The following is a 26348-nucleotide window of genomic DNA, read 5'->3' as shown; positions in this document are numbered from 1 at the left end:
ACGGGTTATTCAGTCTCTGAATGACCAGTCACTTTCCGTTGACCAGTGCAGTACGTGTGGGAGCAAGCCCCCTCCCACATTTTTAGTCCGCGCTAGGCTTGGGCTGTTCATAACGAGCGTTGAAGGCTTGGATGAAGCCATTGCGCAAGATCGCCAAAAACGCCGAGAACGCGCTGATATTTTGCTGGTGCACGCTGCCGCTGAGTTCTACGCGGGTGGCAAACTGGTTTTTGTTCTGGTTTTTCAGCACGGTTTCGCTGGTGCCGACCACGGCTTCCCAGATCGAGCGGAAAATATTCTTGTCTTTGTTTTCCACATCCTGTTTCCAGTCAAACACCTCGACGTCACGCAGCAGCGGCTTGATGTAGCCGCTCAACTGGCCTTTTTCTGCCTGGGCTTCGATCACCACGGCGCCGGTGCCGGCCTTGAAGTCGAATTTGCCATAGGCCGAGGCGAAGTCATTCAGGCGCTTGAGCTGGATGTCCTTGGCGCGAAAGCGGAATTCGAAGTCTTCAAAGTTGCTCAGCGGGTCGAACGTGGCGGTGGCTTCCAGCGGCGCCTGGCCCAGCAACAGCGCCTTGCCTTCGAAACTGGCGTCACGCTTGCCTTTGTCGACCACGTTGGTCAGGTTGTAGAAGCTGGCGTTGACCTCTGTGGCGTAGAGGTTCACCGCAGGTTTGGAGGTGAAGTTGTGAAAGGCGATCTTGCCGTCCTGGATGCGTACCTCGTTCAAGGTGATCGGCAACAGTTTGCCCAACTGTTCGCGCCAGTCAGTGCCCTTACCGGTCTGCGAGGCTTGTTGGCTGCCACCGTCGACGAAGTTCAGCTCAGGTTTGGAGAACTGCACCCGGGCCACCACCGCGTGGTCGTACCACAGTGAATGCCAACTCACCGCGAGGTCGATCAACGGTGCTTTGACGAACGGTACAGGCACCTTGCCGTCGACCTTGACGATCTGCAGGCCGTTGATTTTATAGGCACCGCGCCACAGGGCCACGTCAACGTCAGTGACTTGCCCACGGTAATCGCCCATGTCGGCCAGCTTGTCGTTCAGGTAGTTGCGCACCAGATAGGGCAGGGCAAGGTCCAGGGCGATCAGCACGGCCACCAGTATGGCGACGATCCATAGCAGCCCACTGTAGCGACGTTTCATGGTCCATTCTCTCTGACGGTATAGGCGATGGACCGCACCGGTGGGCGCAACGTTCCTCTGACTGGACGCCTCCCGGCCTGAGGCATACCCTTGGGGCCTTCTAGAAATTGTCTTAGGGACCCGTCATGAGCCGCATCTTTGCAGACAACGCGCACTCCATCGGCAACACGCCTCTGGTTCAGATCAACCGCATCGCACCGCGTGGCGTGACGATTCTGGCCAAGATCGAAGGGCGTAACCCGGGCTATTCGGTGAAGTGCCGCATTGGCGCGAACATGATCTGGGACGCCGAAAGCACCGGCAAGCTCAAGCCCGGCATGACAATTGTCGAGCCAACATCCGGCAATACCGGTATCGGCCTGGCCTTTGTCGCTGCTGCCCGTGGCTACAAGCTGCTGCTGACCATGCCGTCGTCCATGAGCATCGAACGGCGCAAAGTGCTCAAGGCCCTGGGGGCCGAACTGGTGCTGACCGAGCCGGCCAAAGGCATGAAGGGCGCCATCGAAAAAGCCGGCGAGATCGTCGCCAGCGACCCGGCCACCTACTTTATGCCGGCCCAGTTTGAAAACCCCGCCAACCCTGCTATCCATGAGAAAACCACCGGCCCGGAAATCTGGAACGACACCGATGGCGCCGTTGACGTGCTGGTCGCGGGCGTGGGCACCGGCGGCACCATCACCGGCGTGTCGCGCTATATCAAGAACATTGCCGGCAAGCCGATTCTGTCGGTGGCCGTCGAACCGAGTGTCTCGCCGGTGATTACCCAGGCGCTGGCCGGTGAAGAGATCAAGCCCAGTCCGCACAAGATCCAGGGCATCGGTGCCGGTTTTGTGCCGAAGAACCTCGACCTGTCGATGGTTGATCGCGTGGAGTTGGTGACCGATGAGGAATCCAAGGCCATGGCCCTGCGTTTAATGCAGGAAGAAGGGATTTTGTGCGGCATTTCCTGCGGCGCCGCCATGGCCGTGGCCGTACGTCTGGCCGAGAAGCCGGAGATGCAGGGCAAGACTATCGTGGTGATCTTGCCGGACTCCGGCGAGCGCTACCTGTCGAGCATGTTGTTCAGTGATTTGTTTACCGAGCAAGAAACCCAGGCTTGATTTGAATCAGCGCTGATAAACGGGGCCTTCTGCATAATGGCCCAAATGTTTATCATGGCCGGCTGCTACGTCTGGTTTCCCGTTGACGGGAGGTTGCTGGCCAGGCGCTTATTTCCAGGAGTTGCTGCATGACCTTTTCTTTGGCCGCCAAACTGTCGGTGTTGCTGCTGTTTATCGGCAGCACGCTGTATGTGCACCTGCGTGGCAAGGCCCGTTTGCCGATGTTGCGCCAGTTCGTCAACCATTCGGCGCTGTTCGCCCCGTATAACGCCTTGATGTACCTGTTCTCCGCGGTGCCGTCCAAGCCTTACCTGGACCGCAGCAAATTCCCGGAGCTGGACGTGCTCAAGGACAACTGGGAAGTGATCCGCGAAGAGGCCATGCACCTGTTCGACGAGGGCTACATCCGCGCCGCCGAGAAGAACAACGACGCCGGCTTCGGTTCGTTCTTCAAGAAGGGCTGGAAGCGTTTCTACCTCAAGTGGTACGACAAGCCCCTGCCATCGGCCGAAGCGCTGTGCCCGAAAACCGTGGCTCTGGTCAGCAGCATCCCCAACGTCAAGGGCGCGATGTTCGCGCTGTTGCCGGGCGGTAGCCACCTTAACCCGCACCGTGATCCGTTCGCCGGCTCCCTGCGTTATCACTTGGGGTTGTCCACGCCGAACTCCGACGACTGCCGCATCTTCGTCGACGGCCAGGTCTACGCCTGGCGCGACGGTGAGGACGTGATGTTCGACGAAACCTATGTGCACTGGGTGAAGAACGAGACGGAAAAAACCCGCGTGATCCTGTTCTGCGACATCGAGCGCCCGTTGAGCAACCGGGTCATGACGCGGATCAACCGTTGGGTCAGCAAGCAACTGGGCCGCGCCACCGCGCCACAGAACCTGGATGACGAACGCGTCGGCGGGATCAACCAGGCATATGCCTGGAGCAAGACCTTCAGCGACAAGTTCAGCGGTGTGGTCAAGCAGTGGAAGCGCAAGCATCCCAAGGCCTACCGCATCGCGCGGCCGGTGCTGGCGGTAGTCGTCTTGGTACTGCTGTGGAAGTGGCTGTTCGGCTGATTTCGGTGTTTCCAGCTTGAAATGCAATCCAAATGTGGGAGGGGGCTTGCCCCCGGCATCCTGGTCGGCCCTGAGGTCGCCATCGGGAGCAAGCCCCCTCCCACAGGTACAGCGCCATATCGGAAGTTGTGTAGATACCTAGGCCCCGATAGCAGTGGGGCAGGTATAGATATGTAACCTGACACACCGCCATCGGGGGCAGGCCCCCTCACACATTTTTTGATCTCCAGCGATCTTTAGCTGGCGATCAGTTGGCGCAATACGTAGTGCAAAATCCCCCCCGCCTTGAAGTATTCCACCTCATTCAAAGTATCGATCCGGCACAGCACCTCAACCTGTTCGCTGCTGCCATCTTCGCGAGTAATCACCAGTGTCAGGTTCATCCGCGGCTCGATCTCGGCATTCGTCAGCCCGAGGATGTCGACCTTCTCCTTGCCGGTCAGGTGCAGCGACTTGCGGTTCTGATCCAGCTTGAACTGCAACGGCAGCACACCCATGCCCACCAGGTTGGAGCGGTGAATGCGCTCGAAGCTCTCGGCGATTACCGCTTTGACGCCCAGCAGGTTGGTGCCCTTGGCCGCCCAGTCGCGGCTTGAGCCGGTGCCGTACTCTTGCCCTGCGATCACCACCAGCGGCGTGCCCGACGCCTGGTACTTCATGGCCGCATCATAAATCGGCATCTTCTCGCCGGTGGGGATGTACAGCGTGTTGCCGCCTTCTTCGCCGCCGAGCATCTCGTTGCGGATACGGATATTGGCAAAGGTGCCGCGCATCATCACTTCATGGTTGCCCCGGCGTGAACCGTAGGAGTTGAAATCACGTGGCTCCACGCCCTGTTCACGCAGGTAGCGACCGGCCGGGCTGTCGGTCTTGATATTGCCGGCAGGGGAGATGTGGTCGGTGGTCACCGAATCGCCCAGCAGGGCCAGCACGTTAGCGCCCTTGACGTCCTTGATGACCGGCAGCGGCCCGGCAATGTCATCGAAGAACGGTGGGTGCTGGATGTAGGTGGAGTCCTTCTGCCATACGTAGGTCGCCGCCTGCGGCACCTCAATGGCTTGCCACTGTTCGTCACCGGCAAACACTTCGGCGTATTCCTTGTGGAACATGCCGGTGCTGACTTGGGCCACGGCGTCGGCGATTTCCTTGCTGCTCGGCCAGATGTCTTTGAGGTACACCGGCTTGCCGTCCTTGCCTTCGCCCAATGGCTCACTGCTGATGTCGATACGCACAGTGCCGGCCAAGGCATAGGCGACCACCAGAGGCGGCGAAGCCAGCCAGTTGGTTTTCACCAGGGGATGCACGCGGCCTTCAAAGTTGCGGTTGCCGGACAGCACCGAGGCCACGGCGAGATCGGCTTTCTGGATGGCTTTCTCGATCGGCTCGGGCAGTGGGCCGGAGTTGCCGATGCACGTGGTGCAACCATAGCCGACCAAATCGAAGCCGAGTTTGTCGAGGTATGGGGTGAGGCCGGCTGCCTTGTAGTAGTCGGTGACCACTTTGGAGCCCGGCGCCAGGGAGGTTTTTACCCAGGGCTTGCGGGTGAGGCCCTTTTCCACGGCCTTTTTCGCCACCAGGCCGGCGGCCATCATCACGCTGGGGTTGGAGGTGTTGGTGCAGGAGGTGATCGCGGCAATCACCACCGCGCCGTTTTTCAGGCGATAGGTGTGCCCGTCGTATTCGTAGTCGGTCTCGCCCACCAGGTCGGCATTGCCCACGGCAACACCGCCGCCGCCTTCGCTTTCCAGGCGACCTTCTTCCTTGCTGGTGGGTTTGAATTGCAGGTCGAGGAAGTCGCTGAACGCCTGGCCTACATTGGGCAGCGACACACGGTCCTGCGGGCGTTTCGGCCCGGCCAGGCTGGCCTCGACGCTGCCCATGTCCAGTGCGAGGGTATCGGTGAACACGGGCTCCTGGCCGGCGTTGCGCCACAGGCCCTGGGCCTTGGTGTACGCCTCGACCAGCTTCACGGTGGCGGCGGGGCGGCCCGACAGGCGCAGGTAGTCGAGGGTCACCTCATCCACCGGGAAGAAGCCACAGGTCGCACCGTATTCCGGGGCCATGTTAGCGATGGTGGCGCGGTCGGCCAGCGGCAGGTCAGCCAAGCCGTCGCCATAGAACTCGACAAATTTACCCACCACGCCTTTTTTACGCAGCATCTGGGTGACGGTCAGCACCAGGTCGGTGGCGGTGATGCCTTCTTTGAGCTTGCCGGTGAGTTTGAAGCCGATCACTTCCGGAATCAGCATCGACACCGGCTGGCCGAGCATCGCCGCTTCCGCTTCGATCCCGCCCACGCCCCAACCGAGAACGCCAAGACCGTTGATCATGGTGGTGTGAGAGTCGGTACCCACCAAGGTGTCGGGGAAGGCATAGGTGCGGCCGTCTTCCTCTTTGGTCCACACGGTGCGGCCGAGGTATTCGAGGTTGACCTGGTGACAGATGCCGGTGCCCGGCGGCACCACGCTGAAGTTGTCGAAGGCGCTCTGGCCCCAGCGCAGGAAGGCGTAGCGTTCGCCGTTGCGCTGCATTTCGATATCGACGTTTTGCTCAAAGGCGCGGGTGGTGCCGAACTTGTCGACCATCACCGAGTGGTCGATCACCAGGTCCACCGGTGACAGTGGGTTGATTCGCTGCGGGTCGCCCCCGGCCTTGGCCACGGCGGCGCGCATGGCGGCCAGGTCGACCACGGCGGGCACTCCGGTAAAGTCTTGCATCAGCACGCGGGCCGGGCGGTACTGGATCTCGCGGTCGGACTGGCGTTCTTTGAGCCAGGCCGCGATGGCCTTGAGGTCGGTGCCGGTAACGGTCTTGGCGTCTTCCCAGCGCAGCAGGTTTTCCAGCAGCACCTTGAGGGACATCGGCAGCTTGTCCAGGTCGCCCAGGCTCTTGGCGGCTTCGGGCAAGCTGAAGTAGTGGTAGGTCTTGTCGTCGACTTGCAGGGTTTTAAGGGTGCTCAGGCTATCAAGGGATGACATTACATGACTCCTTATGGTCCGCACGGCTACGGACCTGACGGGACGAACAGAGCTTTTAAGTTAGCCCTGTTTTCATTAGCAGGCTAATAACTGGACTCTATCGTTAAGTCCAAGGTTCCGAACTCGGCTATCATGCGCGCGTTTTCATGACAGGTATTGCGATAGCGCAATGCCGGTTGAGTCACCAGGAGAGTTGATGAACACCCTTTTTATGCACTGCCGCCCGGGTTTTGAAGGTGAAGTCTGTTCCGAGATCGCGGAACACGCCGCGCGCCTGAACGTTTCCGGCTACGCCAAGGCCAAGACCGGCAGCGCCTGCGCCGAATTTGTCTGCACCGAAGAAGATGGCGCCCAGCGCCTGATGCACGGCCAGCGCTTTGCCGAGCTGATCTTCCCAAGGCAGTGGGCGCGCGGGGTGTTTATCGACCTGCCGGAAACCGATCGTATCAGCGTGATCCTCGCCCACCTGCGCGAATTTCCGGTGTGCGGCAGCCTGTGGCTGGAAATGGTCGACACCAACGATGGCAAGGAACTGTCGAACTTCTGCAAGAAGTTCGAAGTACACCTGCGCAAAGCCTTGCTGAATGCCGGCAAGCTGGTGGACGACCCCAGCAAGCCACGCCTGCTGCTGACTTTCAAGAGCGGCCGCGAAGTGTTCATGGGCCTGGCCGAGTCGAACAACTCGGCGATGTGGCCGATGGGCATTCCGCGCCTCAAGTTCCCGCGTGAGGCGCCCAGCCGTTCGACGCTGAAGCTGGAAGAAGCCTGGCACCACTTTATCCCTCGCGATCAGTGGGATGAGCGCCTGCATGGCGATATGACCGGTGTCGACCTCGGTGCGGCCCCTGGCGGCTGGACCTGGCAGCTGGTCAACCGTGGCATGCTGGTGACGGCCATCGACAACGGCCCCATGGCCGAAAGCCTGATGGACACCGGCTTGGTGCAGCACTTGATGGCCGACGGTTTCACCTTCGTGCCCAAGCAACCGGTGGACTGGATGGTGTGTGACATCGTCGAAAAGCCCGCACGCAACGCCGCATTGCTGGAAACCTGGATCGGCGAGGGGCATTGTCGCGAAGCAGTGGTGAACTTGAAGCTGCCGATGAAGCAACGCTACGCCGAAGTGAAGCGCTTGCTGGAGCGTATCGAAGAAGGTTTCAAGGCTCGCGGCATTCGGGTGGAGGTCGGCTGCAAACAGCTGTACCACGACCGTGAGGAAGTGACCTGCCACCTGCGTCGACTGGTAGATGTGAAGAAAACCAAGGCCCGTTAAACTGAGCGCCCGTTTGAGGAGTAATCAATGAGCGACATTTTCGACACCGCCGTCGACGGCACCCTCGACGCTACCGGCCTCAACTGCCCGGAGCCTGTGATGATGCTGCACCAGCACATCCGCGACCTGGCGCCTGGCGGCTTGCTCAAGGTGATCGCGACCGATCCGTCGACCCGTCGCGATATCCCCAAGTTCTGCGTGTTCCTGGACCACGAACTGGTGGGCCAGCAGGAGCAGGCGGGCACGTACCTGTACTGGATTCGCAAAAAGCTCGATTAACCGCGCGCCTTCTCCAGGCGAATGCGCCGGCGTGCACTGCGCGCCAGGCGCACCAGCAACATGCCCGCCGCACAACTCAAGCCCACGATCAGCCCTTGCCACAAACCGCTTGGGCCGCTGGGTGCGCCGAACCAATCGGTCAGCCCCAAGGCATAGCCCACTGGTAGCCCCACGCCCCAATAGGCAAACAAGGTCAGCACCATGGTCACGCGGGTGTCCTGATAGCCGCGCAGTGCGCCAGCGGCGGTGACCTGGATCGAGTCGGAGAATTGGAACAGCGCCGAGAACACGATCAGCATCGACGCCAGGTGGATCACCACGGGGTCCGGGGTGTAGATCGTCGCAATCTGCTCGCGAAACATCAGCATCAGGCTGCAGGACAGGCAGGCATAAGCCAGTGCGGTGCCCATGCCGACCCCGGCGGCGAAGCGTGCCTCGCGCGGTTCGCCACGGCCCAGGGCCTGGCCGACACGCACGGTGACGGCCATGCTCAAGGAATAGGGGATCATAAACACCAGGGAACTGACGTTCAGGGCGATCTGGTGGCCGGAGACCACGGTGGCACCCAGGCTGCCGATCAACAGCGCGATCACCGCGAAGATGCTCGACTCGGCAAAGATCGCGACACCGATGGGCAGGCCAATGCCCAATATGCGCTTGATCACCGACCATTGCGGCCAGTCGAAACGCTTGAACAGTTCGCTGCTCTGGTACGCCGGGCCCCAACGGGTCCAGCCGGCCAGGCCGAGCATCATCACCCACATCGCAATGCCCGTGGCCCAGCCGCAGCCCACGCCCCCCATGGCGGGTACGCCCAGGTGGCCGTAGATGAAGATGTAGTTCAGCGGAATATTCAATGCCAACCCGCACAGGCCCAACACCATGCTCGGCCGGGTGCGGCCCAGGCCGTCACTGAAACAGCGCAGCACGTAATACAGGGCAATGGCCGGCATGCCTGCGGCGATGCCATGCAGGTAACCCATGGACGGTTTGATCAGGTCGGGCTCAACCTTCATGGCATGCAGGATGGGTTCGGCGCTGAGCAGTAGCAGTGACGCGGTGATCCCGACCACGATGGCCAGCCACAACGATTGGCGCACCAGCGGCCCGATCTCGCTGTAATTGCCCGCGCCGTAGCGCTGGGCCACTTTCGGCGTGGTGGCCAGCAGGGTGCCCGTCATCAGCAGGTACACCGGGATCCAGATTGAGTTACCCAGGCCAACCGCTGCCAGGTCCTTAGGGCTGACGCGCCCGGCCATCACCGCGTCGACAAAGCTCATCGCGGTGGTCGCCAGTTGGCCGATCATGATCGGCAGGGCCAGCGTCAGCAGGCCGCGCACTTCCCGGCTGATGCGGGCGGGGCGGGTGAGAGGGGCGGTAGCAGTGTTCACGTACAGGTGTCCAGTCAAAAGGCAGTCGCAAGGACGGCGGATTCTACGCTTTGACGCAATGGTCAGGAAAAAACCTGTGTTAGGGATTTGTAAGCGGCGGCTGGGATGCCTGTACACTGCGGGTCCGCGAAAGGAGCCTGCCATGCTGATTGTTGCCGACGAAAATATCCCGCTGCTCGATGCCTTCTTCGAAGGGTTTGGCGAAATTCGCCGCGTGCCCGGCCGTTCTATCGACCGCGCCACGGTCGAGCAGGCCGACGTGCTGCTGGTGCGCTCGGTGACCAACGTCAACCGGGCTTTGCTCGACGGTACGAAGGTGCGATTTGTCGGCACCTGCACGATCGGCACCGATCACTTGGACCTGGAGTACTTCAAGCAGGCTGGTATCAGCTGGTCCAGCGCTCCCGGGTGCAATGCGCGGGGCGTGGTGGACTACGTGCTGGGCAGCTTGCAGACCCTGGCCGAGATCGAAGGCGCCGACCTCAATCAGCGTACCTACGGCGTCGTCGGCGCCGGTGAAGTCGGCGGGCGGCTGGTCAAAGTGCTCAAGGGCCTGGGTTGGAACGTGCTGGTGTGCGACCCGCCGCGCCAGGTCGCCGCAGACGGCGACTACGTCAGCCTGCAGCAGATCATCGAGCAGTGCGATGTGATCAGCTTGCACACGCCGCTGACCAAGTCCGGCAATGGCGCCACCTGGCATTTATTGGATCGCCAGCGGTTGGAACAGCTTAAGCCCGGCACGTGGCTGATCAACGCCAGCCGCGGCCCGGTGGTGGACAACGCCGCCCTGCGTGAGGTGTTGCTGGCGCGTGAAGACCTGCAGGCGGTACTGGACGTGTGGGAAGGCGAGCCTGAGGTGGATGTGGACCTGGCCGACCTGTGCGTGCTGGCCACGCCGCATATCGCCGGCTACAGCCTCGATGGCAAGCAGCGCGGCACGGCGCAGATCTACCAGGCGTTCTGTGCGCACCTGGGGCAGGAACCGAGCATTCAATTAGCTGATTTGCTGCCACCGCCCTGGCTGGCCGAGGTGCACCTGAATGCGTCAACCGACCGGGCCTGGGCACTGGCAACCTTGTGTCGCAGTGTGTACGACCCGCGACGGGATGATGCGGATTTCCGTCGCAGCCTGGTGGGAACAGTGCAAGAGCAGCGTAAGGCGTTCGACCTGCTGCGCAAGCACTACCCGCAGCGTCGCGAGATTGATGGCCTGAAGGTGCGCATCAATGGCGAGTCGGCGGTGTTGTCCACTATCGTCTCGGCCTTGGGCGCCGAACGGGTATAAACCCCAATGCCAGTCCGTTAAGAAGGAACACTACCCTCTGGTACACCGCATTCGCCCTTCTTTGGGGGCGCTACGCGCCCCAACGCGGGACAAGCCCGCTGGCCACAACAAGCCCGCTGGCCACAGGTTACCGGTTGCTCGTTCCAGCGTGGCATTAGGGTATGAACCCCGATAAAAAACCCGGCCACTTGGGCCGGGTCAGAAAGAGCGTGGGCGCTTCAGCCTTGCTGGGCAGGTTTGACCAGTCGCTGTTCCAGCTCGCGGCAAGCTTGCTGGATCATGTCTTCAGTAATCGGCACTTCGCGCCCCTGGGCGTCGATGATCGAGCAACCCAAATGAGCTTGGCGCTCTTTGCGGATGACTTCTACTTTGTCAGTGCTGCTGGTGTGCAAGGTCATGGCCTGTCTCCTCATCAGGTTGTGTACCTAGTTTAATTCCCCCGCGTGACCGAGCTATTACAACTCCTTACACAGTCATCGGTTCGAATACCCAGTCCACCAGAAACCGATACATATTTCCAGATGGGTCTTAGACCAATAGCCTCTAGGATCCGGCATCGGCGGGCATAATTAACCTGACTCATTGTTATTTACTCAAGTTCCCCCAATGTTGCTGTGTAGATACTTATCTCTCCTGCGCAGGTGATGCCCCCCATGTTCTCACTCCGTCAACGCCGTGCGATTCGCCTGGCCAGCCGCTTTGTTGCGCCGTATCGCTGGCAGGCGCTCGGCGCCTTGCTGGCGCTGATCGTCACGGCGGGTATCACCCTGTCCATGGGGCAGGGCATTCGTCTGTTGGTGGACCAAGGTTTCATGACGCAGTCGCCGCACTTGCTCAACCAGTCCATCGGCCTGTTCATGGTGTTGGTGCTGGCCTTGGCCGTGGGCACCTTTACGCGGTTCTACCTGGTGTCATGGATTGGCGAGCGGGTGGTGGCGGATATTCGTCGGCAGGTGTTCAACCACTTGATCTACTTGCACCCGGGTTTCTACGAGAACAACCGCAGCTCGGAAATCCAATCGCGGCTGACCACCGACACCACCTTGCTACAGTCGGTGATCGGTTCATCGCTCTCGTTGTTTCTGCGTAATGCCTTGATGGTCATCGGCGGTATCGTGCTGCTGTTCATCACCAACCCCAAGCTCACCAGCATCGTGGTGGTGGCCCTGCCGTTGGTGCTGGCGCCGATCCTGATTTTCGGCCGGCGTGTGCGCAGCCTGTCGCGGCTGAGCCAGGACCGCATTGCCGACGTGGGCAGTTACGTGTCCGAGACGCTCGGCCAGATCAAGACGGTGCAGGCCTATAACCACCAGGTGCAGGACGAGCAGCGTTTCGCGGTCACCGTAGAGGACGCCTTTGCCACGGCACGTAAACGCATCGTGCAGCGCGCCTGGTTGATTACCCTGGTGATCATGCTGGTACTGGGCGCCGTGGGCGTGATGCTGTGGGTCGGCGGCATGGATGTCATCAGCGGGCGGATTTCCGGTGGTGAACTGGCGGCCTTTGTGTTCTACAGCCTGATCGTCGGCAGTGCCGTCGGCACCTTGAGCGAAGTGCTCGGCGAGTTGCAGCGCGCCGCGGGTGCGGCTGAGCGAATTGGCGAACTGTTGCAGTCGACCAACGAAATCCAGGCGCCTGCCAATGGCACGGTATCGTTGCCGGAGCGAGTCAGTGGCCGGCTGGCGCTGCAAGACCTGCGTTTTTCCTACCCCTCGAGGCCGGACAGCAACGCCATCGATGGCTTGAGCCTGACCATCAATCCTGGCGAAACCCTCGCATTGGTAGGTCCGTCTGGCGCAGGCAAATCGACCCTTTTTGATTTGCTGCTGCGTTTCTACGACCCCCAGCACGGCCGTATCCTGCTTGAAGGCCACCCATTGACCGAACTCGACCCCCTGGACCTGCGCCGCCAGTTTGCCTTGGTGTCCCAAAGCCCGGCGTTGTTCTTCGGCAGCGTCGAGGACAACATTCGTTACGGTAACCCGTCCGCCACCACGGCCCAGGTCGAAGCGGCCGCGCGCATTGCCCATGCCCACGACTTCATCCTGCAAATGCCCGATGGCTACCAGACCCACCTCGGCGACGGTGGTATGGGCCTCTCCGGTGGTCAGCGGCAGCGCCTGGCCATCGCCCGTGCGCTGCTGGTGGACGCGCCGATCTTGTTACTGGACGAAGCGACCAGCGCCCTTGACGCCCAGAGTGAACACTTGATCCAGCAAGCCTTGCCGCAACTGATGCAGGGCCGCACCACGCTGGTGATCGCGCACCGACTGGCGACGGTCAAGCATGCGGATCGAATTGCGGTCATGGACCAAGGCAAGCTGGTGGCAGTCGGCACACACCAGCAGTTGATTGCGAGTAACCCGCTGTATGCGCGGTTGGCGGCGCTGCAGTTCAGTGATGGTGAATAGCGCTATCCCTGGGACGCATCCACCGTTCTGGACCCGCCGAATATTCAATGTGGTAGGGGCTTGCCCCGATAGCGGCGGGTCAGCAACAGAAGTGCTGACTGACACCCTGCAATCGGGGGCAAGCCCCCTCCCACATTTGAATTGGGTTCGTTCTGCCAATCGAGTCTTAGCGGAACGACATCAGCGTCTTACTGATCATCGAAATAGCGTTCATGCCAATCCACCAGCGGCTGCGGTGAGTTGAGCTTCTGCCCGTAGATCACTGAATAAGACAGCACGTTCTGAACATACTGACGGGTTTCATCGAATGGGATGCTTTCGACCCATACGTCGAAGCTCAGGTGGTCAGCACCACGCAACCATTGGCGCACGCGGCCGGGGCCGGCGTTGTAGGCTGCGGAGGCGAGGACGCGGTTGCCGTTGAACTGGCTGTGTACCTGGCTCAGGTAAGCGGCGCCGAGCTGGATGTTTTTGTCCGGGTCCAGCACCTGGGCCGGGGAGGCCAGGGGGATGCTGAATTTGCGCGCGGTTTCCTTGGCGGTTCCGGGCATCAGTTGCATCAGGCCGCTGGCGCCTACACCGGAGCGGGCATCGTCCATGAACGCGCTTTCCTGGCGAGTGATGGCGAACACCCAGCTTGAATGCAGGCCACGCACCTTGGCTTCACGTACCAGGGTGTCGCGGTGGGCCATCGGGAAGCGAATATCCAGGTCATCCCAATACTGCGCCTGGCTGATGGTCCGGATCGCCGGGAAGTACCACTTCATGTCGTAGGCCAGTTTGGCCTGGGCGACCATTTCGTCGCGGTTGAAGTGACGGCTGACGTGGTACCACTCGCGGCGGCCATCCACCACCTGGCCACGGGCGTAGAACTCCAGGGCGCGGCGTACACCGGGGGTGTTGCGCACCTTGTTGAGCAGGGCCTGGTTCATCACCAGCGGTTTGTTGGTCAACTGATACGGTGACTTGGACCGGTCAGCCGCGAGGAATCCATAAAAGTCCCGTTCCTTGGCCACGTTTTTGTACAGCACCAGGGCCTGGGGGTTTTTCGGCTCGGCCAATTCCAGGCTGCGTGCCTGCCAGTACCGCCAGCGGTTGGTGGTGGCCAGGTCTTGTGGGAGCTTGCGGGTCAACTGGTAGGCGTCTTCCCAGCGAGCCAGGCGCAACAGCAGGCGCAGGCGCCACTCGGAGACGGTGTTGTCACGCAGTTCGGGGTCGTATTGGGTCATCACGTCCAGTGCGCGAGGGTCGTAGCGACGCGCCAGGGTCAGGCCTATTTCCCGGGCGATCGACACTTTTTCGTCACGGGAGAAGTGCATGCTGCTGGCGTAGCCATCAAGCAGCGCCATGGCTTTATCCGGGTCCTGGCGTGCCAGGCGACGCAAGCCCAGGCCCACGGCGTCGGACATCGCCTCGTTCGCGGGCAGGAAGCGGGATGGGTCGCCGAGCATGTCCGGCTTCTGGGCCACATCGACCATCAGCCGGCCTTGGGCGCCGAGGGTTGGCAGGGTTTTCACCAGGCTGTTGGCCAGCGCGTAGTTACGCGCCTCCGCGGCGAGCTTGGCGCGGTCCCAGATCTTCCGCTCAGTCAGTTGGCCATCAGCCGCCCACTGGCCGAAGGTGGCATCACAGGCAGCGGGTTGGGATTTGCCGGTCATCCACAGCTTTTCGGTGGTTTTGTAGCCTTCAGCCTTCAGGTTGTGGGTGAGCTGGTACTGGCCGTGCAGGCAGTCCAGTTCGACGAAGTTGAGCTTGGGGTCGTAGTACTTTTCAAAGGTTTGCCAATCGCCACGGTCGGCCAGCCAGCGCAACCAGCGCAGTTTCATCCAGTTGGCCTGGGGCAGGTCGCCGTTTTTGGCGAGGAATTGTTCGATTTCCTCGTTACTCGCGGTTTTCAGGCGCGCGGTCAGCTCGTCATAGGCCAGGTACGGCGTGAGCGGATAGTCGGCCAGGGCCTGGCTGTATTGCATGTACGGGCCGCTGTCGCCTTTAGCCAAGGCGCGCTTGGCTTCATCGTAATATTGACGTTGGGTGGTGAGGTCCACGGCCTGGGCGGATTGAGCGGCGGTGGCGGAAAGAAGCAGACAAGATAAAAAGTTGAAAAGGCGACTGCGCATGAGACGTCCGTGCAGAGAAATCACGACTAGCACCGGCACCGCCGACACTGATTGCCCCTAGCTTAGCCTTTTGCCAGCGCCCCGTGAAAGCTTTGCCGGCCGGTTGGTTCAAGTTGATCGGAAATGTCCTACAGAACGTATCGATAGCGAAAATGCCGGCCGCATCCCACCCTCAAGTCAGGTAGAATGCGCGCCCAGTTTTTGGAGAAGCGTATGACCCTGCTCAAATTCAGCGATGTGTCCCTTGCTTTCGGCGCTATGCCGTTGTTGGACAAGGTGTCCTGGCAGATCGCCCGTGGTGAGCGGGTGTGCATCATCGGCCGCAACGGCACCGGCAAGTCCAGCATGATGAAGCTGGTAAAAGGCGATCAGAAGCCCGATGACGGTTCTGTCTGGCGCGCGCCGGGCCTAAAGATTGGCGAATTGCCGCAAGAACTGCCGGTGGCCGACGGGCGGACCGTGTTCGACGTGGTCGCCGAGGGCCTGGATGGCGTGGGCGCCTTGCTCGCCGAATACCATCACCTGGCGCAGAACTGTGTAACCGAAGAAGACCTGGACAAGCTGATGCACGTCCAGCAAGACCTCGAAGCCCGTGACGGCTGGCGCTTGCAGCAATTGGTGGACAGCACCCTGAGCCGCCTGCAACTGCCGGCCGACAAGACCCTCGCCGAATTGTCCGGTGGCTGGCGTCGTCGTGTGCTGTTGGCCCAGGCCCTGGTATCCGAGCCGGACCTGCTGCTGCTCGATGAGCCAACCAACCACTTGGACATCGGCGCGATTGCCTGGCTTGAAGAAGCCCTCAAGGATTTCCAGGGCGCTGTGCTGTTTATCACGCACGACCGTTCCTTCCTGCAGAACCTGGCCACGCGCATCCTCGAACTGGACCGTGGCGGCCTGATTGACTGGAACGGCGACTACGCCAGCTTCCTGGTGCACAAGGAAGCGGCGCTGGCGGCCGAAGAAACCGCCAACGCGCTGTTCGACAAAAAACTGGCCCAGGAAGAAGTCTGGATCCGCCAGGGCATCAAGGCTCGCCGCACCCGTAACGAAGGCCGCGTGCGTGCGTTGAAAGCCCTGCGCGTTGAGCGCAGTGAGCGTCGCGAGCGCACCGGCAAGGCCAATATCCAGCTCGATACGGCCGACAAGTCGGGCAAGCAGGTCATGGTGCTGGAGAACGTCAGCTTCCATCACCCGGATGGCCCGTTCCTGATCAAGGACTTCTCCATGGTCCTGCAGCGCGGCGACCGTATCGGCCTGCTGGGCGCCAACGGCACCGGCAAGACCACCTTGCTCAAGCTGATGCTCAGCGGCCTGCAACCGACCAGCGGCACCGTGGAAGAGGGCACGCGCATCGACGTGGCTTACTTCGACCAACTGCGCCACCAGTTGGACCTGGAAAAAACCGTGATCGACAACGTCGCCGAAGGCCGCGACTTTATCGACATCGACGGCCAGAGCCGCCACGTACTCAGCTACCTGGGCGACTTCCTGTTCAGCCCACAACGTGCACGTACACCGGTGAAAGCCTTGTCCGGTGGCGAGCGTGCGCGCCTGCTGTTGGCCAAGCTGTTCAGCAAACCGGCGAACCTGCTGGTGCTCGACGAACCGACCAACGACCTCGACGTGGAAACCCTCGAACTGCTGGAAGAGGTCTTGCTGACCTTCAACGGCACCGTACTGATGGTCAGCCACGACCGGGCATTCCTCGACAACGTGGTCACCAGCACGCTGGTCTTCGAAGGTGAAGGCAAGGTGCGTGAATACGTCGGTGGTTACCAGGACTGGCTGCGCCAGGGCGGCTCGCCACGTCTGTTGGGTGTGACCGAAAGCAAGTCCGGCAAGGCCGACTTGACCTCGGCAGTGGTGGCGCCAGTCGCTGCGGCGCCTGCGCCGGCACCGGAAGCAGCGCCTGCCAAGAAGAAGCTCAGCTACAAGTTGCAGCGTGAGCTGGAAGCTTTGCCGGGTGATATCGACGCCAAGGAACAGCAGATCGCTGCGGTAGAAGCGGAAATGGCCGACGCGGGTTTCTATCTGCGTCCGGCAGCAGAAACCGCCAAGGTCATCGCTTCCCTGGAGACATTGAACCAGGAGCTGGAAGTGCTGGTTGAGCGTTGGGCCGAGCTGGATGCCTGAGTGATTCCGGTGCATTAAAAAACCCGGTGTTCACTTGGATGAACACCGGGTTTTTTATATGGAATGCAGTTCAAATGTGGGAGGGGGCTTGCTCCCGATAGCAGTCTGTCAGTTGATACATCGGGTGACTGAAACACCGCTATCGGGAGCACGCCCCCTCCCACATTGGATCCCTGTTGTGCTTATGAGGATTTAACCAGCTTCACCGCCAGCACATCGCACGGCGCGCCATGCAATACATCATTGGCAGTAGAGCCCAGCAGCAACGCCAGGCCGTGGCGGCCATGGCTACCCACTACGATCAGGTCGCAGCCCTGTTCCTTGGCCAGGTGATGGATTTCCTGGCGTGGTTGGCCATAGGTGAGGTGGGAGTTTTCCTTGGTGACTTCGGGGTATTTGAGGATCAAGCGATCAAGGCGCTCCTTGGCCTGGTCGAACTGTTGTTGCTGAAGCTGGGAAAGGTCCATGGGGACGTCGCCGCCAAAGGCCATGGCCATGGGCTCGACGATATGCACCAGCGAAAGCTTTGCTCCGCTGGCCACGGCGAAAGCCCGGGCGCGCTTGATCACTGGATCGCACTCTTCGGTCAGGTCTACCGCGACCAGAATATGTTCGTATGACATGGGGCGTTCCTCCAGGGGACTGCAATAAGTTCAGTATGGCTGCTTTCAAGCGGATGGGGTTGTCTCTGATCAAATCCGCTCATCTGGAAATTCGGGAGTACACATATGACGGTCTGGATAGTGGTGTCAATCCTTGCGGTGGTTTTGAGCCCCCTGGCATGGCTGCGCCCGTCGCGCCAGCAGAGTGGGCGCATGGCCCTGCGCATGGAGGCGCGCCGTATTGGCCTGGCCATGCAACTGGCGCCCCAGGAGTGGCCACATTGGCTCAAGCAAGAGCCGCCGAGCCCGTGTGCGCAGTACTGTCGGCCACGACGCGGCAGCACGCCGGCGATCTGGAGTTATTGGCAGATGGAGCCGGGCGTGTGGGTCAATCAATGGCGTGAAGTATGCGTTGATGAAAAGTTGTTGCCTTATTTTGCAACGCTGCCGGCGAACGTCTACAAAATCGAGGCCGACAAGCAAATGATCGCCTTGTATTGGGGTGAGAAGGGCGACGCGAGTGTCTTGAAGGCTATCGATACGCTGCTCAAGGCATTGGCGTAGCGCCACTCCTTAAAAAAGCAGGCAATAAAAAGCCCGACATCATCATCGGGCTGGAGGTGGCCAGGCAGGCCGGTAAATCTGCATGTTGCGGCAAGCCTAGCCGCATATCCCTTTCTGTACAGCCTTTTCCCACATCTTTTCCATTATTGATTTCGTGAATATTTGGATATTGGCAATGCACGGGCTTGAGGGGCGGGTTCTGAAGTGACTGGAAAGTCGCGTTTTTCCTAGCCTTTGGAGCGATTGACAATTGCCCGGAATTGGATGAAGGTGGCGTACCCAAATCAAACGGGCGTATGAATTGAGCGTTTGTCTGTCAGACGGCTCATACAGAACCCCGACTATCGCACTGGCGGGTGTGCCTGGCTGATTGGCGTGAGCATTGATGCAACTGTCAATGTCAAACCAGAGACCAGCGTCCAGTGTGTACTGTTCAGCTTCCATATCGTGGAGATCAGTTGATGATTTACGAAGGTAAAGCCATCACGGTTAAGGCTCTTGAAAGTGGCATCGTCGAATTGAAATTCGACCTCAAGGGTGAGTCCGTCAACAAGTTCAACCGTCTAACCTTGAACGAATTGCGTCAGGCTGTAGACACCATCAAAGCAGATGCTTCGGTCAAGGGCGTGATCGTCTCCAGCGGCAAGGACGTGTTTATCGTCGGCGCTGACATCACCGAATTCGTCGACAACTTCAAGCTGCCCGATGCCGAGCTGGTGGCTGGCAACCTCGAAGCCAACAAGATCTTCAGCGATTTCGAAGACCTCAACGTGCCAACCGTTGCCGCGATCAATGGCATCGCGTTGGGCGGCGGCCTGGAAATGTGCCTGGCTGCCGACTTTCGCGTGATGTCCGCCACTGCCAAGATCGGCCTGCCGGAAGTCAAACTGGGCATCTACCCAGGTTTCGGCGGTACCGTGCGCTTGCCGCGCCTGATCGGTGCCGACAACGCCATCGAGTGGATTGCTTCCGGTAAAGAAAACAAAGCTGAAGACGCGCTGAAGGTCGGTGCCGTTGACGCTGTAGTGGCGCCGGACAAACTGGCTGAAGCGGCACTGAACCTGATCAAGGGCGCCATCAGCGGCGAATTTGACTACAAGGCCAAGCGTCAGCCGAAGCTCGAAAAGCTCAAGCTCAACGCGATCGAACAAATGATGTCGTTCGAAACCGCCAAAGGTTTCGTGGCAGGCCAAGCCGGCCCGAACTACCCGGCGCCGGTTGAAGCGATCAAGACCATCCAGAAGGCCGCGAACTTCGGTCGCGACAAAGCCCTGGAAGTGGAAGCGGCAGGCTTCGTCAAACTGGCCAAGACCTCCGCAGCCCAAAGCCTGATCGGTCTGTTCCTGAACGATCAGGAACTGAAGAAAAAGGCCAAGGCCTACGACGAAATCGCCCGTGACGTGAAACAGGCTGCCGTACTCGGCGCCGGTATCATGGGTGGCGGTATCGCTTATCAGTCGGCGTCCAAAGGCACGCCGATCCTGATGAAAGACATCAACGAGCACGGTATCGAACAGGGCCTGGCCGAAGCCGCCAAGCTGCTGGTCGGCCGCGTTGATAAAGGTCGCATGACCGCTGCGAAAATGGCTGAGGTGCTTAACGGCATTCGTCCTACTTTGTCCTACGGCGATTTCGGCCACGTCGACCTGGTGGTCGAAGCGGTTGTCGAGAACCCGAAGGTCAAGCAGGCCGTGCTGGCCGAAGTGGAAGCCCAGGTTAAAGACGACACCATCCTGGCCTCGAACACCTCGACCATTTCCATCAGCTTGCTGGCCAAGGCGCTCAAGCGTCCGGAAAACTTCGTCGGCATGCACTTCTTCAACCCGGTGCACATGATGCCGCTGGTGGAAGTGATCCGTGGCGAGAAGTCCAGCGAGCAGGCCGTTGCCACCACCGTTGCCTACGCCAAGAAAATGGGCAAGAACCCAATCGTGGTCAATGACTGCCCGGGCTTCCTGGTCAACCGCGTACTGTTCCCGTACTTCGGCGGTTTCGCCAAGCTGGTCAGCGCCGGTGTGGACTTCGTACGCATCGACAAGGTGATGGAAAAATTCGGCTGGCCGATGGGCCCGGCGTACCTGATGGACGTGGTCGGTATCGATACTGGCCACCACGGTCGCGACGTCATGGCTGAAGGCTTCCCGGACCGCATGAAAGACGACCGCCGCTCGGCGATCGACGCGCTCTACGAGGCCAAGCGCCTGGGCCAGAAGAACGGCAAGGGCTTCTACGCCTACGAAACCGACAAGAAGGGCAAGCAGAAGAAAGTTGCCGACCCGTCGGTGCACGAAGTGCTCGCGCCGGTCATCTACGAGCAGCGTGAGGTGTCCGACGAGGACATCATCAACTGGATGATGATCGCCCTGTGCCTGGAAACCGTTCGCTGCCTGGAAGATGGCATCGTCGAGACCGCCGCCGAAGCCGATATGGGCCTGGTGTACGGTATTGGTTTCCCTCCATTCCGTGGCGGTGCGCTGCGTTACATCGACTCGATCGGTGTGGCCGAGTTCGTTGCCCTGGCTGATCAATACGCTGATTTGGGCCCGCTGTACCACCCGACCGCGAAGCTGCGTGAGATGGCCAAGAACGGCCAGCGCTTCTTCGGTTAAGTGCCCAGACGACTAGAGCGAGAATATTTATGAGCTTGAATCCAAGAGACGTCGTGATTGTCGACTTCGGTCGTACTCCGATGGGCCGCTCCAAGGGCGGCATGCACCGCAACACCCGTGCCGAAGATATGTCGGCGCACCTGATCAGCAAGTTGCTGGAGCGCAACGTCAAGGTCGACCCGAACGAAGTCGAAGACGTGATCTGGGGCTGCGTCAACCAGACCCTGGAGCAGGGCTGGAACATCGCGCGCATGGCCTCCTTGATGACCCAGATCCCGCACACGGCGGCCGGCCAGACCGTCAGTCGCCTGTGTGGTTCGTCCATGAGCGCGCTGCACACGGCTGCACAAGCGATCATGACCGGCAACGGTGACGTGTTCGTCGTCGGCGGCGTGGAGCACATGGGCCATGTGAGCATGATGCACGGCGTCGATCCGAACCCGCACATGTCTCTCTACGCGGCGAAAGCCTCGGGCATGATGGGCCTGACTGCGGAAATGCTCGGCAAGATGCACGGCATTACCCGTGAAGCCCAGGATGCGTTCGGCCTGCGTTCTCACCAGCTCGCCCATAAGGCGACCGTGGAAGGCAAGTTCAAGGATGAAATCATCCCGATGAACGGCTACGACGAAAACGGTTTCCTGAAGCTGTTCGACTACGATGAAACCATTCGTCCAGACACCACCCTGGAAAGCCTGGCGGCCTTGAAACCTGCCTTCAATCCAAAGGGCGGCACCGTGACAGCGGGTACTTCGTCGCAAATCACCGACGGTGCTTCGTGCATGATCGTGATGTCGGCGCAACGTGCCCAGGACCTGGGTATCCAGCCGATGGCCGTGATTCGTTCGATGGCAGTCGCGGGTGTGGACCCGGCAATCATGGGCTATGGTCCAGTACCGGCCACACAAAAAGCCTTGAAGCGCGCGGGCCTGACCATCTCCGATATTGACTTCTTCGAGCTCAACGAAGCTTTCGCCGCACAGGCCCTGCCAGTGTTGAAAGATTTGAAAGTGCTCGACAAGATGAACGAGAAGGTTAACCTGCACGGCGGTGCGATTGCCCTGGGCCACCCATTCGGTTGCTCCGGTGCGCGTATCTCCGGCACTTTGCTCAATGTGATGAAGCAAAATGGTGGCAACCTGGGTGTTGCAACCATGTGCATTGGTCTCGGCCAAGGCATTTCCACCGTCTTCGAACGCATCTAAGCGTTGGGTTGACGGAAGCCGGGGCCCAGTGCCCCGGTTTTTGTTTTTTGACGGTTTTGAATTTTTTTTTAAACAAATTTTGTGAGAGGGCCAGAGCATGAAAGTCGAACCAGGGCTCTACCAGCATTATAAAGGTCCGCAGTACCGTGTTTTTAACGTGGCACGCCATTCTGAAACCGAAGAAGAAGTGGTGTTTTACCAAGCACTGTATGGCGATTACGGCTTTTGGGTGCGCCCGTTGAGCATGTTCCTGGAGACCGTCGAAGTTGACGGCGAGCAGGTCCCGCGCTTTGCTTTGGTCCAGGCCGAACCGAGTCTTTTTTCTGGGCAATAAAGGAAGGCCGCGCAGAATGCTGCGCTTGACCTCACCTTGTTGCCACTATATATAGCGTTGCCGCGACAGGCGCCAACTGCCTTTCACTTCTCGAATTCAGGAATTTTCCGATCCATGGGCAAATCGCTGGTCATTGTGGAATCCCCGGCTAAGGCCAAGACCATCAACAAGTACTTGGGTAACGAGTACGTGGTGAAGTCGAGTATCGGCCATATCCGAGACCTGCCCACCAGCGGTTCGGCTAGCGCCAGCAAGGAGCCTGCCGCCAAGCGCGGCAAGGCGGCTGCGGGCGAAGGTCCGGTACTCTCACCTAAAGAGAAAGCGCGCAAGCAGCTCGTCTCGCGCATGGGTGTGGACCCGGATCATGGCTGGAAGGCCAAGTACGAAATCCTTCCCGGCAAGGAGAAGGTGATCGAGGAGCTGCGCCGGCTCGCCAAGGATGCTGACACCATCTATCTCGCGACGGACTTGGACCGCGAAGGGGAAGCCATTGCCTGGCACCTGCGGGAAGCCATCGGCGGTGACGACAGCCGCTACAAGCGCGTGGTGTTCAACGAAATCACCAAGAAAGCCATCCAGGAAGCCTTCTCCAAGCCGGGCGAACTGGACATTGACCGCGTCAACGCCCAGCAGGCCCGTCGGTTCCTCGACCGCGTCGTGGGCTACATGGTCTCGCCACTGCTGTGGGCGAAGATCGCCCGTGGCCTGTCCGCCGGCCGTGTGCAATCGGTAGCGGTGAAGCTGGTGGTGGAGCGTGAGCGCGAGATCCGTGCGTTCAACCCCGAAGAGTATTGGGAAGTCCACGCCGACCTCGGCACCGCCAAGGGCGCCAATGTGCGCTTTGAAGTGGCCCGTGAGAAAGGCGAGGCGTTCAAGCCGCTGAACGAAGCCCAGGCCATGGCTGCGCTGGAGAAGCTCAAGGCTTCCAGCTACAGCATCGTCAAGCGCGAAGACAAACCGACCAGCAGCAAGCCGTCTGCCCCGTTCATCACGTCTACCCTGCAGCAGGCCGCGAGCAACCGCCTGGGCTTCGGCGTGAAAAAAACCATGATGATGGCCCAGCGTCTGTACGAGGCCGGCTACATCACCTATATGCGTACCGACTCCACCAACCTGTCGGTGGACGCCGTCGCGATGGCGCGTACTTATATTGAAAGCGAGTTCGGCAAGAAGTACCTGCCGGAGAAGCCGAATGTCTATAGCAGCAAGGAAGGCGCGCAGGAGGCTCACGAAGCGATTCGTCCTTCCGACGCTAATACCGAGCCAAGCAAGCTCAGTGGCATGGAACGTGACGCTGAGCGCCTTTATGAGCTGATCTGGCGCCAATTCCTGGCCTGCCAGATGCTGCCGGCGCAATACCTGTCCACCACCGTCAGCGTGGGCGCTGGTGACTTTGAGCTGCGTGCCAAGGGCCGTATCCTCAAGTTCGATGGCTATACCCGTGTGATGCCGCAAATCGCCAAGCCTGGCGATGACGATGTGCTGCCGGACATGGCCCAGGGCGATACGCTGAAGCTGATCAAGCTTGACCCGTCCCAGCACTTCACCAAGCCACCGGCGCGTTATTCGGAAGCCAGCCTGGTGAAAGAGATGGAGAAGCGCGGTATTGGTCGTCCTTCGACCTATGCGGCGATCATCTCCACCATCCAGGACCGTGGTTATGTGGCGCTGCACAACCGTCGGTTCTATTCGGAAAAGATGGGCGACATCGTCACTGAGCGCCTGTCCGAGAGCTTCTCCAACCTGATGGACTACGGCTTTACCGCCGGCATGGAAGAGAACCTCGATGACGTGGCCCAGGGCGAGCGCGACTGGAAAAACGTGCTGGACGAGTTCTACGGCGACTTCAAGAAGAAACTCGAAGTGGCGGAAAGTGCCGAGAGCGGCATGCGAGCCAACCAGCCGGTGATGACCGACATCCCGTGCCTGACCTGCGGCCGGCCGATGCAGATTCGTACTGCCTCCACAGGCGTATTCCTCGGTTGCTCGGGCTACAGCCTACCGCCGAAAGAGCGCTGCAAGGCCACCGTCAACCTGGTGCCGGGTGACGAGATCGCTGCCGATGACGAGGGTGAATCCGAGTCGCTGGTATTGCGTGGCAAACACCGTTGCCCGATCTGCAGCACGGCGATGGACGCCTACCTGCTGGACGAGAAGCACAAGCTGCATATCTGCGGCAACAACCCGGACTGCAACGGCTACGAGATTGAAGAAGGCACCTACCGCATCAAGGGCTACGAAGGCCCGAGCCTGGAATGCGACAAGTGCGGCAGCGAGATGCAGCTCAAGACGGGCCGTTTCGGCAAGTTCTTCGGCTGCACCAACCCGACCTGCAAGAACACCCGTAAGCTGCTGAAAAGCGGTGACGCGGCGCCGCCGAAGATGGACCCGGTGAAGATGCCTGAACTCAAGTGCGAGAAGGTCAACGACACCTACATCCTGCGCGATGGTGCTTCTGGCCTGTTCCTGGCGGCGAGCCAGTTCCCGAAGAACCGCGAGACCCGTGCACCCCTGGTGCTGGAAATCGTGCCGCACAAGGACGAAATCGATCCGAAGTACCACTTCCTGTGTGAAGCGCCGAAGAAGGACCCGGATGGTCGTCCAGCCGTGATCCGCTACAGCCGCAAGACCAAGGAGCAGTACGTGCAGACCGAAGTGGATGGCAAGCCTACCGGTTGGAAAGCGTTCTACGACGGTGGCAAGTGGAAGGTCGAGGACAAGCGCCAGGGCGCTTGATCCGCTAGTCTGTTAACGCCAAAAGCCGTCTGTATAGACGGCTTTTGCTTACTGTAGGATTGAGCTTGTTGTGGCGAGCAAGCTTGCTTGCGCTGGGGTGCGAAGCGCCCCCCCAATAGCTGGCGACTGCTACGCAGTCGAGCGGGAGCAAGCTCCTTCGCCACAGTAAGCTCGCTCCTACACACTCAGCATCACGCCTATTCGTTGTGGAGATTTGCCGTCATGGCCAACGAACTCTATACCCGTACCAACCAGAAAATTTACTTCGCGGGTTTATCCCTGGAAGCTCTTGGCCGTGCGGAGGATGGGAGGGAGATGAATGCCATCGCGTTGGTCCAGGCGGGGCGTGAAGCCGCTTTGTTCCATCTGTACGGTGCATTGTTGGGGCTGTGCCATGAAATCGCCGGGTTCTACCGATTGCCCCAGGCGGGCGCACCTCGGGCGGAAATGATCATGAGTCGTGACGTGCTCGACAGCATGGCGATTCCCGAGCTGGCTGAGCTGGTGGAAATGGCCCAGAGCCCCGATAGCTGGGTAGCCCGTCTGCTGAAGGCCCATTCGGATATGTTTCAACCGCCGCGCGTTCCCCACGTGCCCAAGGGCGATGTGACCCAGCCGTTGATCGTGGCGGTGGCGGTGGCCGAAGAAGAGCCGAAGCCGTTGAGCCGGGAAGAGTTGGAAGGTTGGCGCCAGGAGCTGAAAAAGATGGCGCTGCGCTTTCGTGAAGGATTGAATGAGTGCTGAAGCACACCCGTTATTGCGGTGCATCGCAGTGTGCACCATTCATCATGCTGTAAAGAAACCTGTCCAGATCCTCTGCGGGGTTGAGTGGATGGCTGATATAATCCCCGCCTTTCGTGGAGAACAGACTTTTATGCCAACGTCCTTTCTGGAAATTGTTGAGTTGCCTGATGGCCGAATCGAGCTGCGTCGGGCTGAGGACGAGGGTTCTCTGGTTATTCTGGATTTTTCCGAAGATGCCAAAGCGTTCCTGCAAGGCCAGCACGTAGAAGTAGCAAAAGCCATGCTGAGTGTTGGTGTACAGATGGCGGGGCGCCTGGCTGAAGGCGAGCCAGAGAAAGAAGACGGACCGCGGGTTCTTCATTAAGTG

General features: G+C 60.1%; 20 protein-coding genes. 14 read left to right on the top strand and 6 right to left on the bottom strand.

Going from position 1 to position 26348, the window contains the following annotated elements:
- Nucleotides 1-82: 82 nt before the first annotated feature.
- On the bottom strand, nucleotides 83-1153 hold the full coding sequence (locus tag M5B43_RS23055; RefSeq protein ID WP_248752240.1) for a DUF748 domain-containing protein: 1071 nt from the start codon (nucleotides 1151-1153) through the stop codon (nucleotides 83-85).
- Between the two features lie 125 nt (nucleotides 1154-1278).
- Here M5B43_RS23055 and cysK point away from each other — a divergent pair, with 125 nt between their 5' ends.
- The gene (gene cysK, locus M5B43_RS23050) at nucleotides 1279-2253 is read left to right on the top strand and encodes a cysteine synthase A (protein ID WP_248752239.1); all 975 of its coding nucleotides are present in this window, start codon (nucleotides 1279-1281) and stop codon (nucleotides 2251-2253) included.
- A 128-nt stretch (nucleotides 2254-2381) separates the two neighbouring features.
- Complete coding sequence (locus M5B43_RS23045) at nucleotides 2382-3320, top strand: aspartyl/asparaginyl beta-hydroxylase domain-containing protein (RefSeq protein ID WP_248752238.1); 939 nt, start codon at nucleotides 2382-2384, stop codon at nucleotides 3318-3320.
- Between the two features lie 236 nt (nucleotides 3321-3556).
- On the opposite strand, the gene acnA is transcribed toward M5B43_RS23045, so the two are convergent.
- The gene (acnA, locus tag M5B43_RS23040) at nucleotides 3557-6298 is read right to left on the bottom strand and encodes an aconitate hydratase AcnA (RefSeq protein ID WP_248752237.1); all 2742 of its coding nucleotides are present in this window, start codon (nucleotides 6296-6298) and stop codon (nucleotides 3557-3559) included.
- A 196-nt stretch (nucleotides 6299-6494) separates the two neighbouring features.
- On the opposite strand from acnA, the gene rlmM reads away from it, so the two are divergent.
- The gene (rlmM, locus tag M5B43_RS23035) at nucleotides 6495-7571 is read left to right on the top strand and encodes a 23S rRNA (cytidine(2498)-2'-O)-methyltransferase RlmM (protein WP_248752236.1); all 1077 of its coding nucleotides are present in this window, start codon (nucleotides 6495-6497) and stop codon (nucleotides 7569-7571) included.
- Between the two features lie 27 nt (nucleotides 7572-7598).
- Nucleotides 7599-7850: a sulfurtransferase TusA gene (gene tusA, locus M5B43_RS23030; protein ID WP_248752235.1), complete on the top strand. Its 252-nt coding sequence runs from the start codon at nucleotides 7599-7601 to the stop codon at nucleotides 7848-7850.
- Here tusA and M5B43_RS23025 read toward each other — a convergent pair.
- The gene (locus tag M5B43_RS23025) at nucleotides 7847-9241 is read right to left on the bottom strand and encodes an MATE family efflux transporter (RefSeq protein WP_248752234.1); all 1395 of its coding nucleotides are present in this window, start codon (nucleotides 9239-9241) and stop codon (nucleotides 7847-7849) included. The two genes, tusA and M5B43_RS23025, sit on opposite strands and share 4 nt — an antisense overlap.
- Nucleotides 9242-9383: 142 nt before the next feature.
- Between M5B43_RS23025 and pdxB the strand changes: the two genes are divergently transcribed.
- A complete protein-coding gene (gene pdxB / locus M5B43_RS23020; RefSeq protein ID WP_248752233.1) occupies nucleotides 9384-10526 on the top strand; it encodes a 4-phosphoerythronate dehydrogenase PdxB in 1143 nt (380 codons plus the stop codon).
- A gap of 218 nt (nucleotides 10527-10744) precedes the next feature.
- Here pdxB and M5B43_RS23015 read toward each other — a convergent pair whose 3' ends face one another.
- The gene (locus M5B43_RS23015) at nucleotides 10745-10924 is read right to left on the bottom strand and encodes a PA1571 family protein (protein WP_248752232.1); all 180 of its coding nucleotides are present in this window, start codon (nucleotides 10922-10924) and stop codon (nucleotides 10745-10747) included.
- 246 nt (nucleotides 10925-11170) lie between these two features.
- On the opposite strand from M5B43_RS23015, the gene M5B43_RS23010 reads away from it, so the two are divergent.
- Nucleotides 11171-12937 carry an ABC transporter transmembrane domain-containing protein gene (locus tag M5B43_RS23010; protein ID WP_248752231.1) on the top strand — a complete coding sequence of 589 codons (1767 nt, stop codon included), beginning with the start codon at nucleotides 11171-11173 and terminating at the stop codon, nucleotides 12935-12937.
- A gap of 188 nt (nucleotides 12938-13125) precedes the next feature.
- On the opposite strand, the gene M5B43_RS23005 is transcribed toward M5B43_RS23010, so the two are convergent.
- Nucleotides 13126-15054, bottom strand: a complete 1929-nt coding sequence (locus M5B43_RS23005; protein ID WP_248752230.1) for a transglycosylase SLT domain-containing protein — start codon at nucleotides 15052-15054, stop codon at nucleotides 13126-13128.
- Nucleotides 15055-15267: 213 nt separating this feature from the next.
- Here M5B43_RS23005 and M5B43_RS23000 point away from each other — a divergent pair, with 213 nt between their 5' ends.
- On the top strand, nucleotides 15268-17187 hold the full coding sequence (locus tag M5B43_RS23000) for an ATP-binding cassette domain-containing protein (RefSeq protein ID WP_248752229.1): 1920 nt from the start codon (nucleotides 15268-15270) through the stop codon (nucleotides 17185-17187).
- Nucleotides 17188-17369: 182 nt separating this feature from the next.
- On the opposite strand, the gene M5B43_RS22995 is transcribed toward M5B43_RS23000, so the two are convergent.
- On the bottom strand, nucleotides 17370-17810 hold the full coding sequence (locus M5B43_RS22995; protein ID WP_128586660.1) for a universal stress protein: 441 nt from the start codon (nucleotides 17808-17810) through the stop codon (nucleotides 17370-17372).
- Between the two features lie 105 nt (nucleotides 17811-17915).
- On the opposite strand from M5B43_RS22995, the gene M5B43_RS22990 reads away from it, so the two are divergent.
- The 7 genes from M5B43_RS22990 (at nucleotide 17916) to M5B43_RS22960 (ending at nucleotide 26345) form a co-directional block, all read left to right on the top strand.
- The gene (locus M5B43_RS22990; protein ID WP_248752228.1) at nucleotides 17916-18353 is read left to right on the top strand and encodes a hypothetical protein; all 438 of its coding nucleotides are present in this window, start codon (nucleotides 17916-17918) and stop codon (nucleotides 18351-18353) included.
- Between the two features lie 461 nt (nucleotides 18354-18814).
- Nucleotides 18815-20962 carry a fatty acid oxidation complex subunit alpha FadB gene (gene fadB, locus M5B43_RS22985; RefSeq protein WP_248752227.1) on the top strand — a complete coding sequence of 716 codons (2148 nt, stop codon included), beginning with the start codon at nucleotides 18815-18817 and terminating at the stop codon, nucleotides 20960-20962.
- A gap of 29 nt (nucleotides 20963-20991) precedes the next feature.
- On the top strand, nucleotides 20992-22167 hold the full coding sequence (gene fadA, locus M5B43_RS22980; protein ID WP_003218978.1) for an acetyl-CoA C-acyltransferase FadA: 1176 nt from the start codon (nucleotides 20992-20994) through the stop codon (nucleotides 22165-22167).
- A 97-nt stretch (nucleotides 22168-22264) separates the two neighbouring features.
- Nucleotides 22265-22501 carry a DUF1653 domain-containing protein gene (locus tag M5B43_RS22975; protein WP_021490990.1) on the top strand — a complete coding sequence of 79 codons (237 nt, stop codon included), beginning with the start codon at nucleotides 22265-22267 and terminating at the stop codon, nucleotides 22499-22501.
- Nucleotides 22502-22615: 114 nt separating this feature from the next.
- On the top strand, nucleotides 22616-25237 hold the full coding sequence (topA, locus tag M5B43_RS22970; protein WP_248752226.1) for a type I DNA topoisomerase: 2622 nt from the start codon (nucleotides 22616-22618) through the stop codon (nucleotides 25235-25237).
- Nucleotides 25238-25459: 222 nt separating this feature from the next.
- Entirely contained in the window at nucleotides 25460-25981 is a 522-nt protein-coding gene (locus M5B43_RS22965; protein WP_248752225.1) for a DUF6586 family protein, read from the top strand.
- Nucleotides 25982-26111: 130 nt separating this feature from the next.
- On the top strand, nucleotides 26112-26345 hold the full coding sequence (locus M5B43_RS22960) for a hypothetical protein (RefSeq protein WP_017254451.1): 234 nt from the start codon (nucleotides 26112-26114) through the stop codon (nucleotides 26343-26345).
- The last annotated feature ends 3 nt before the right edge of the window (nucleotides 26346-26348 follow it).

The sequence above is a fragment of the Pseudomonas sp. MWU15-20650 genome (assembly GCF_023242475.1).
Lineage (GTDB): Bacteria > Pseudomonadota > Gammaproteobacteria > Pseudomonadales > Pseudomonadaceae > Aquipseudomonas.
This window is presented reverse-complemented; position numbering and strand designations above follow the sequence as displayed.

What these genes read in the sequence shown, in the direction of transcription:
- M5B43_RS23055 (WP_248752240.1), bottom strand. Translation starts at nt 1,153, where the DNA reads ATGAAACGTCGCTACAGTGGGCTGCTATGGATCGTCGCCATACTGGTG.
- cysK (WP_248752239.1), top strand. Translation starts at nt 1,279, where the DNA reads ATGAGCCGCATCTTTGCAGACAACGCGCACTCCATCGGCAACACGCCT.
- M5B43_RS23045 (WP_248752238.1), top strand. Translation starts at nt 2,382, where the DNA reads ATGACCTTTTCTTTGGCCGCCAAACTGTCGGTGTTGCTGCTGTTTATC.
- acnA (WP_248752237.1), bottom strand. Translation starts at nt 6,298, where the DNA reads ATGTCATCCCTTGATAGCCTGAGCACCCTTAAAACCCTGCAAGTCGAC.
- rlmM (WP_248752236.1), top strand. Translation starts at nt 6,495, where the DNA reads ATGAACACCCTTTTTATGCACTGCCGCCCGGGTTTTGAAGGTGAAGTC.
- tusA (WP_248752235.1), top strand. Translation starts at nt 7,599, where the DNA reads ATGAGCGACATTTTCGACACCGCCGTCGACGGCACCCTCGACGCTACC.
- pdxB (WP_248752233.1), top strand. Translation starts at nt 9,384, where the DNA reads ATGCTGATTGTTGCCGACGAAAATATCCCGCTGCTCGATGCCTTCTTC.
- M5B43_RS23015 (WP_248752232.1), bottom strand. Translation starts at nt 10,924, where the DNA reads ATGACCTTGCACACCAGCAGCACTGACAAAGTAGAAGTCATCCGCAAA.
- M5B43_RS23010 (WP_248752231.1), top strand. Translation starts at nt 11,171, where the DNA reads ATGCCCCCCATGTTCTCACTCCGTCAACGCCGTGCGATTCGCCTGGCC.
- M5B43_RS23005 (WP_248752230.1), bottom strand. Translation starts at nt 15,054, where the DNA reads ATGCGCAGTCGCCTTTTCAACTTTTTATCTTGTCTGCTTCTTTCCGCC.
- M5B43_RS23000 (WP_248752229.1), top strand. Translation starts at nt 15,268, where the DNA reads ATGACCCTGCTCAAATTCAGCGATGTGTCCCTTGCTTTCGGCGCTATG.
- M5B43_RS22995 (WP_128586660.1), bottom strand. Translation starts at nt 17,810, where the DNA reads ATGTCATACGAACATATTCTGGTCGCGGTAGACCTGACCGAAGAGTGC.
- M5B43_RS22990 (WP_248752228.1), top strand. Translation starts at nt 17,916, where the DNA reads ATGACGGTCTGGATAGTGGTGTCAATCCTTGCGGTGGTTTTGAGCCCC.
- fadB (WP_248752227.1), top strand. Translation starts at nt 18,815, where the DNA reads ATGATTTACGAAGGTAAAGCCATCACGGTTAAGGCTCTTGAAAGTGGC.
- fadA (WP_003218978.1), top strand. Translation starts at nt 20,992, where the DNA reads ATGAGCTTGAATCCAAGAGACGTCGTGATTGTCGACTTCGGTCGTACT.
- M5B43_RS22975 (WP_021490990.1), top strand. Translation starts at nt 22,265, where the DNA reads ATGAAAGTCGAACCAGGGCTCTACCAGCATTATAAAGGTCCGCAGTAC.
- topA (WP_248752226.1), top strand. Translation starts at nt 22,616, where the DNA reads ATGGGCAAATCGCTGGTCATTGTGGAATCCCCGGCTAAGGCCAAGACC.
- M5B43_RS22965 (WP_248752225.1), top strand. Translation starts at nt 25,460, where the DNA reads ATGGCCAACGAACTCTATACCCGTACCAACCAGAAAATTTACTTCGCG.
- M5B43_RS22960 (WP_017254451.1), top strand. Translation starts at nt 26,112, where the DNA reads ATGCCAACGTCCTTTCTGGAAATTGTTGAGTTGCCTGATGGCCGAATC.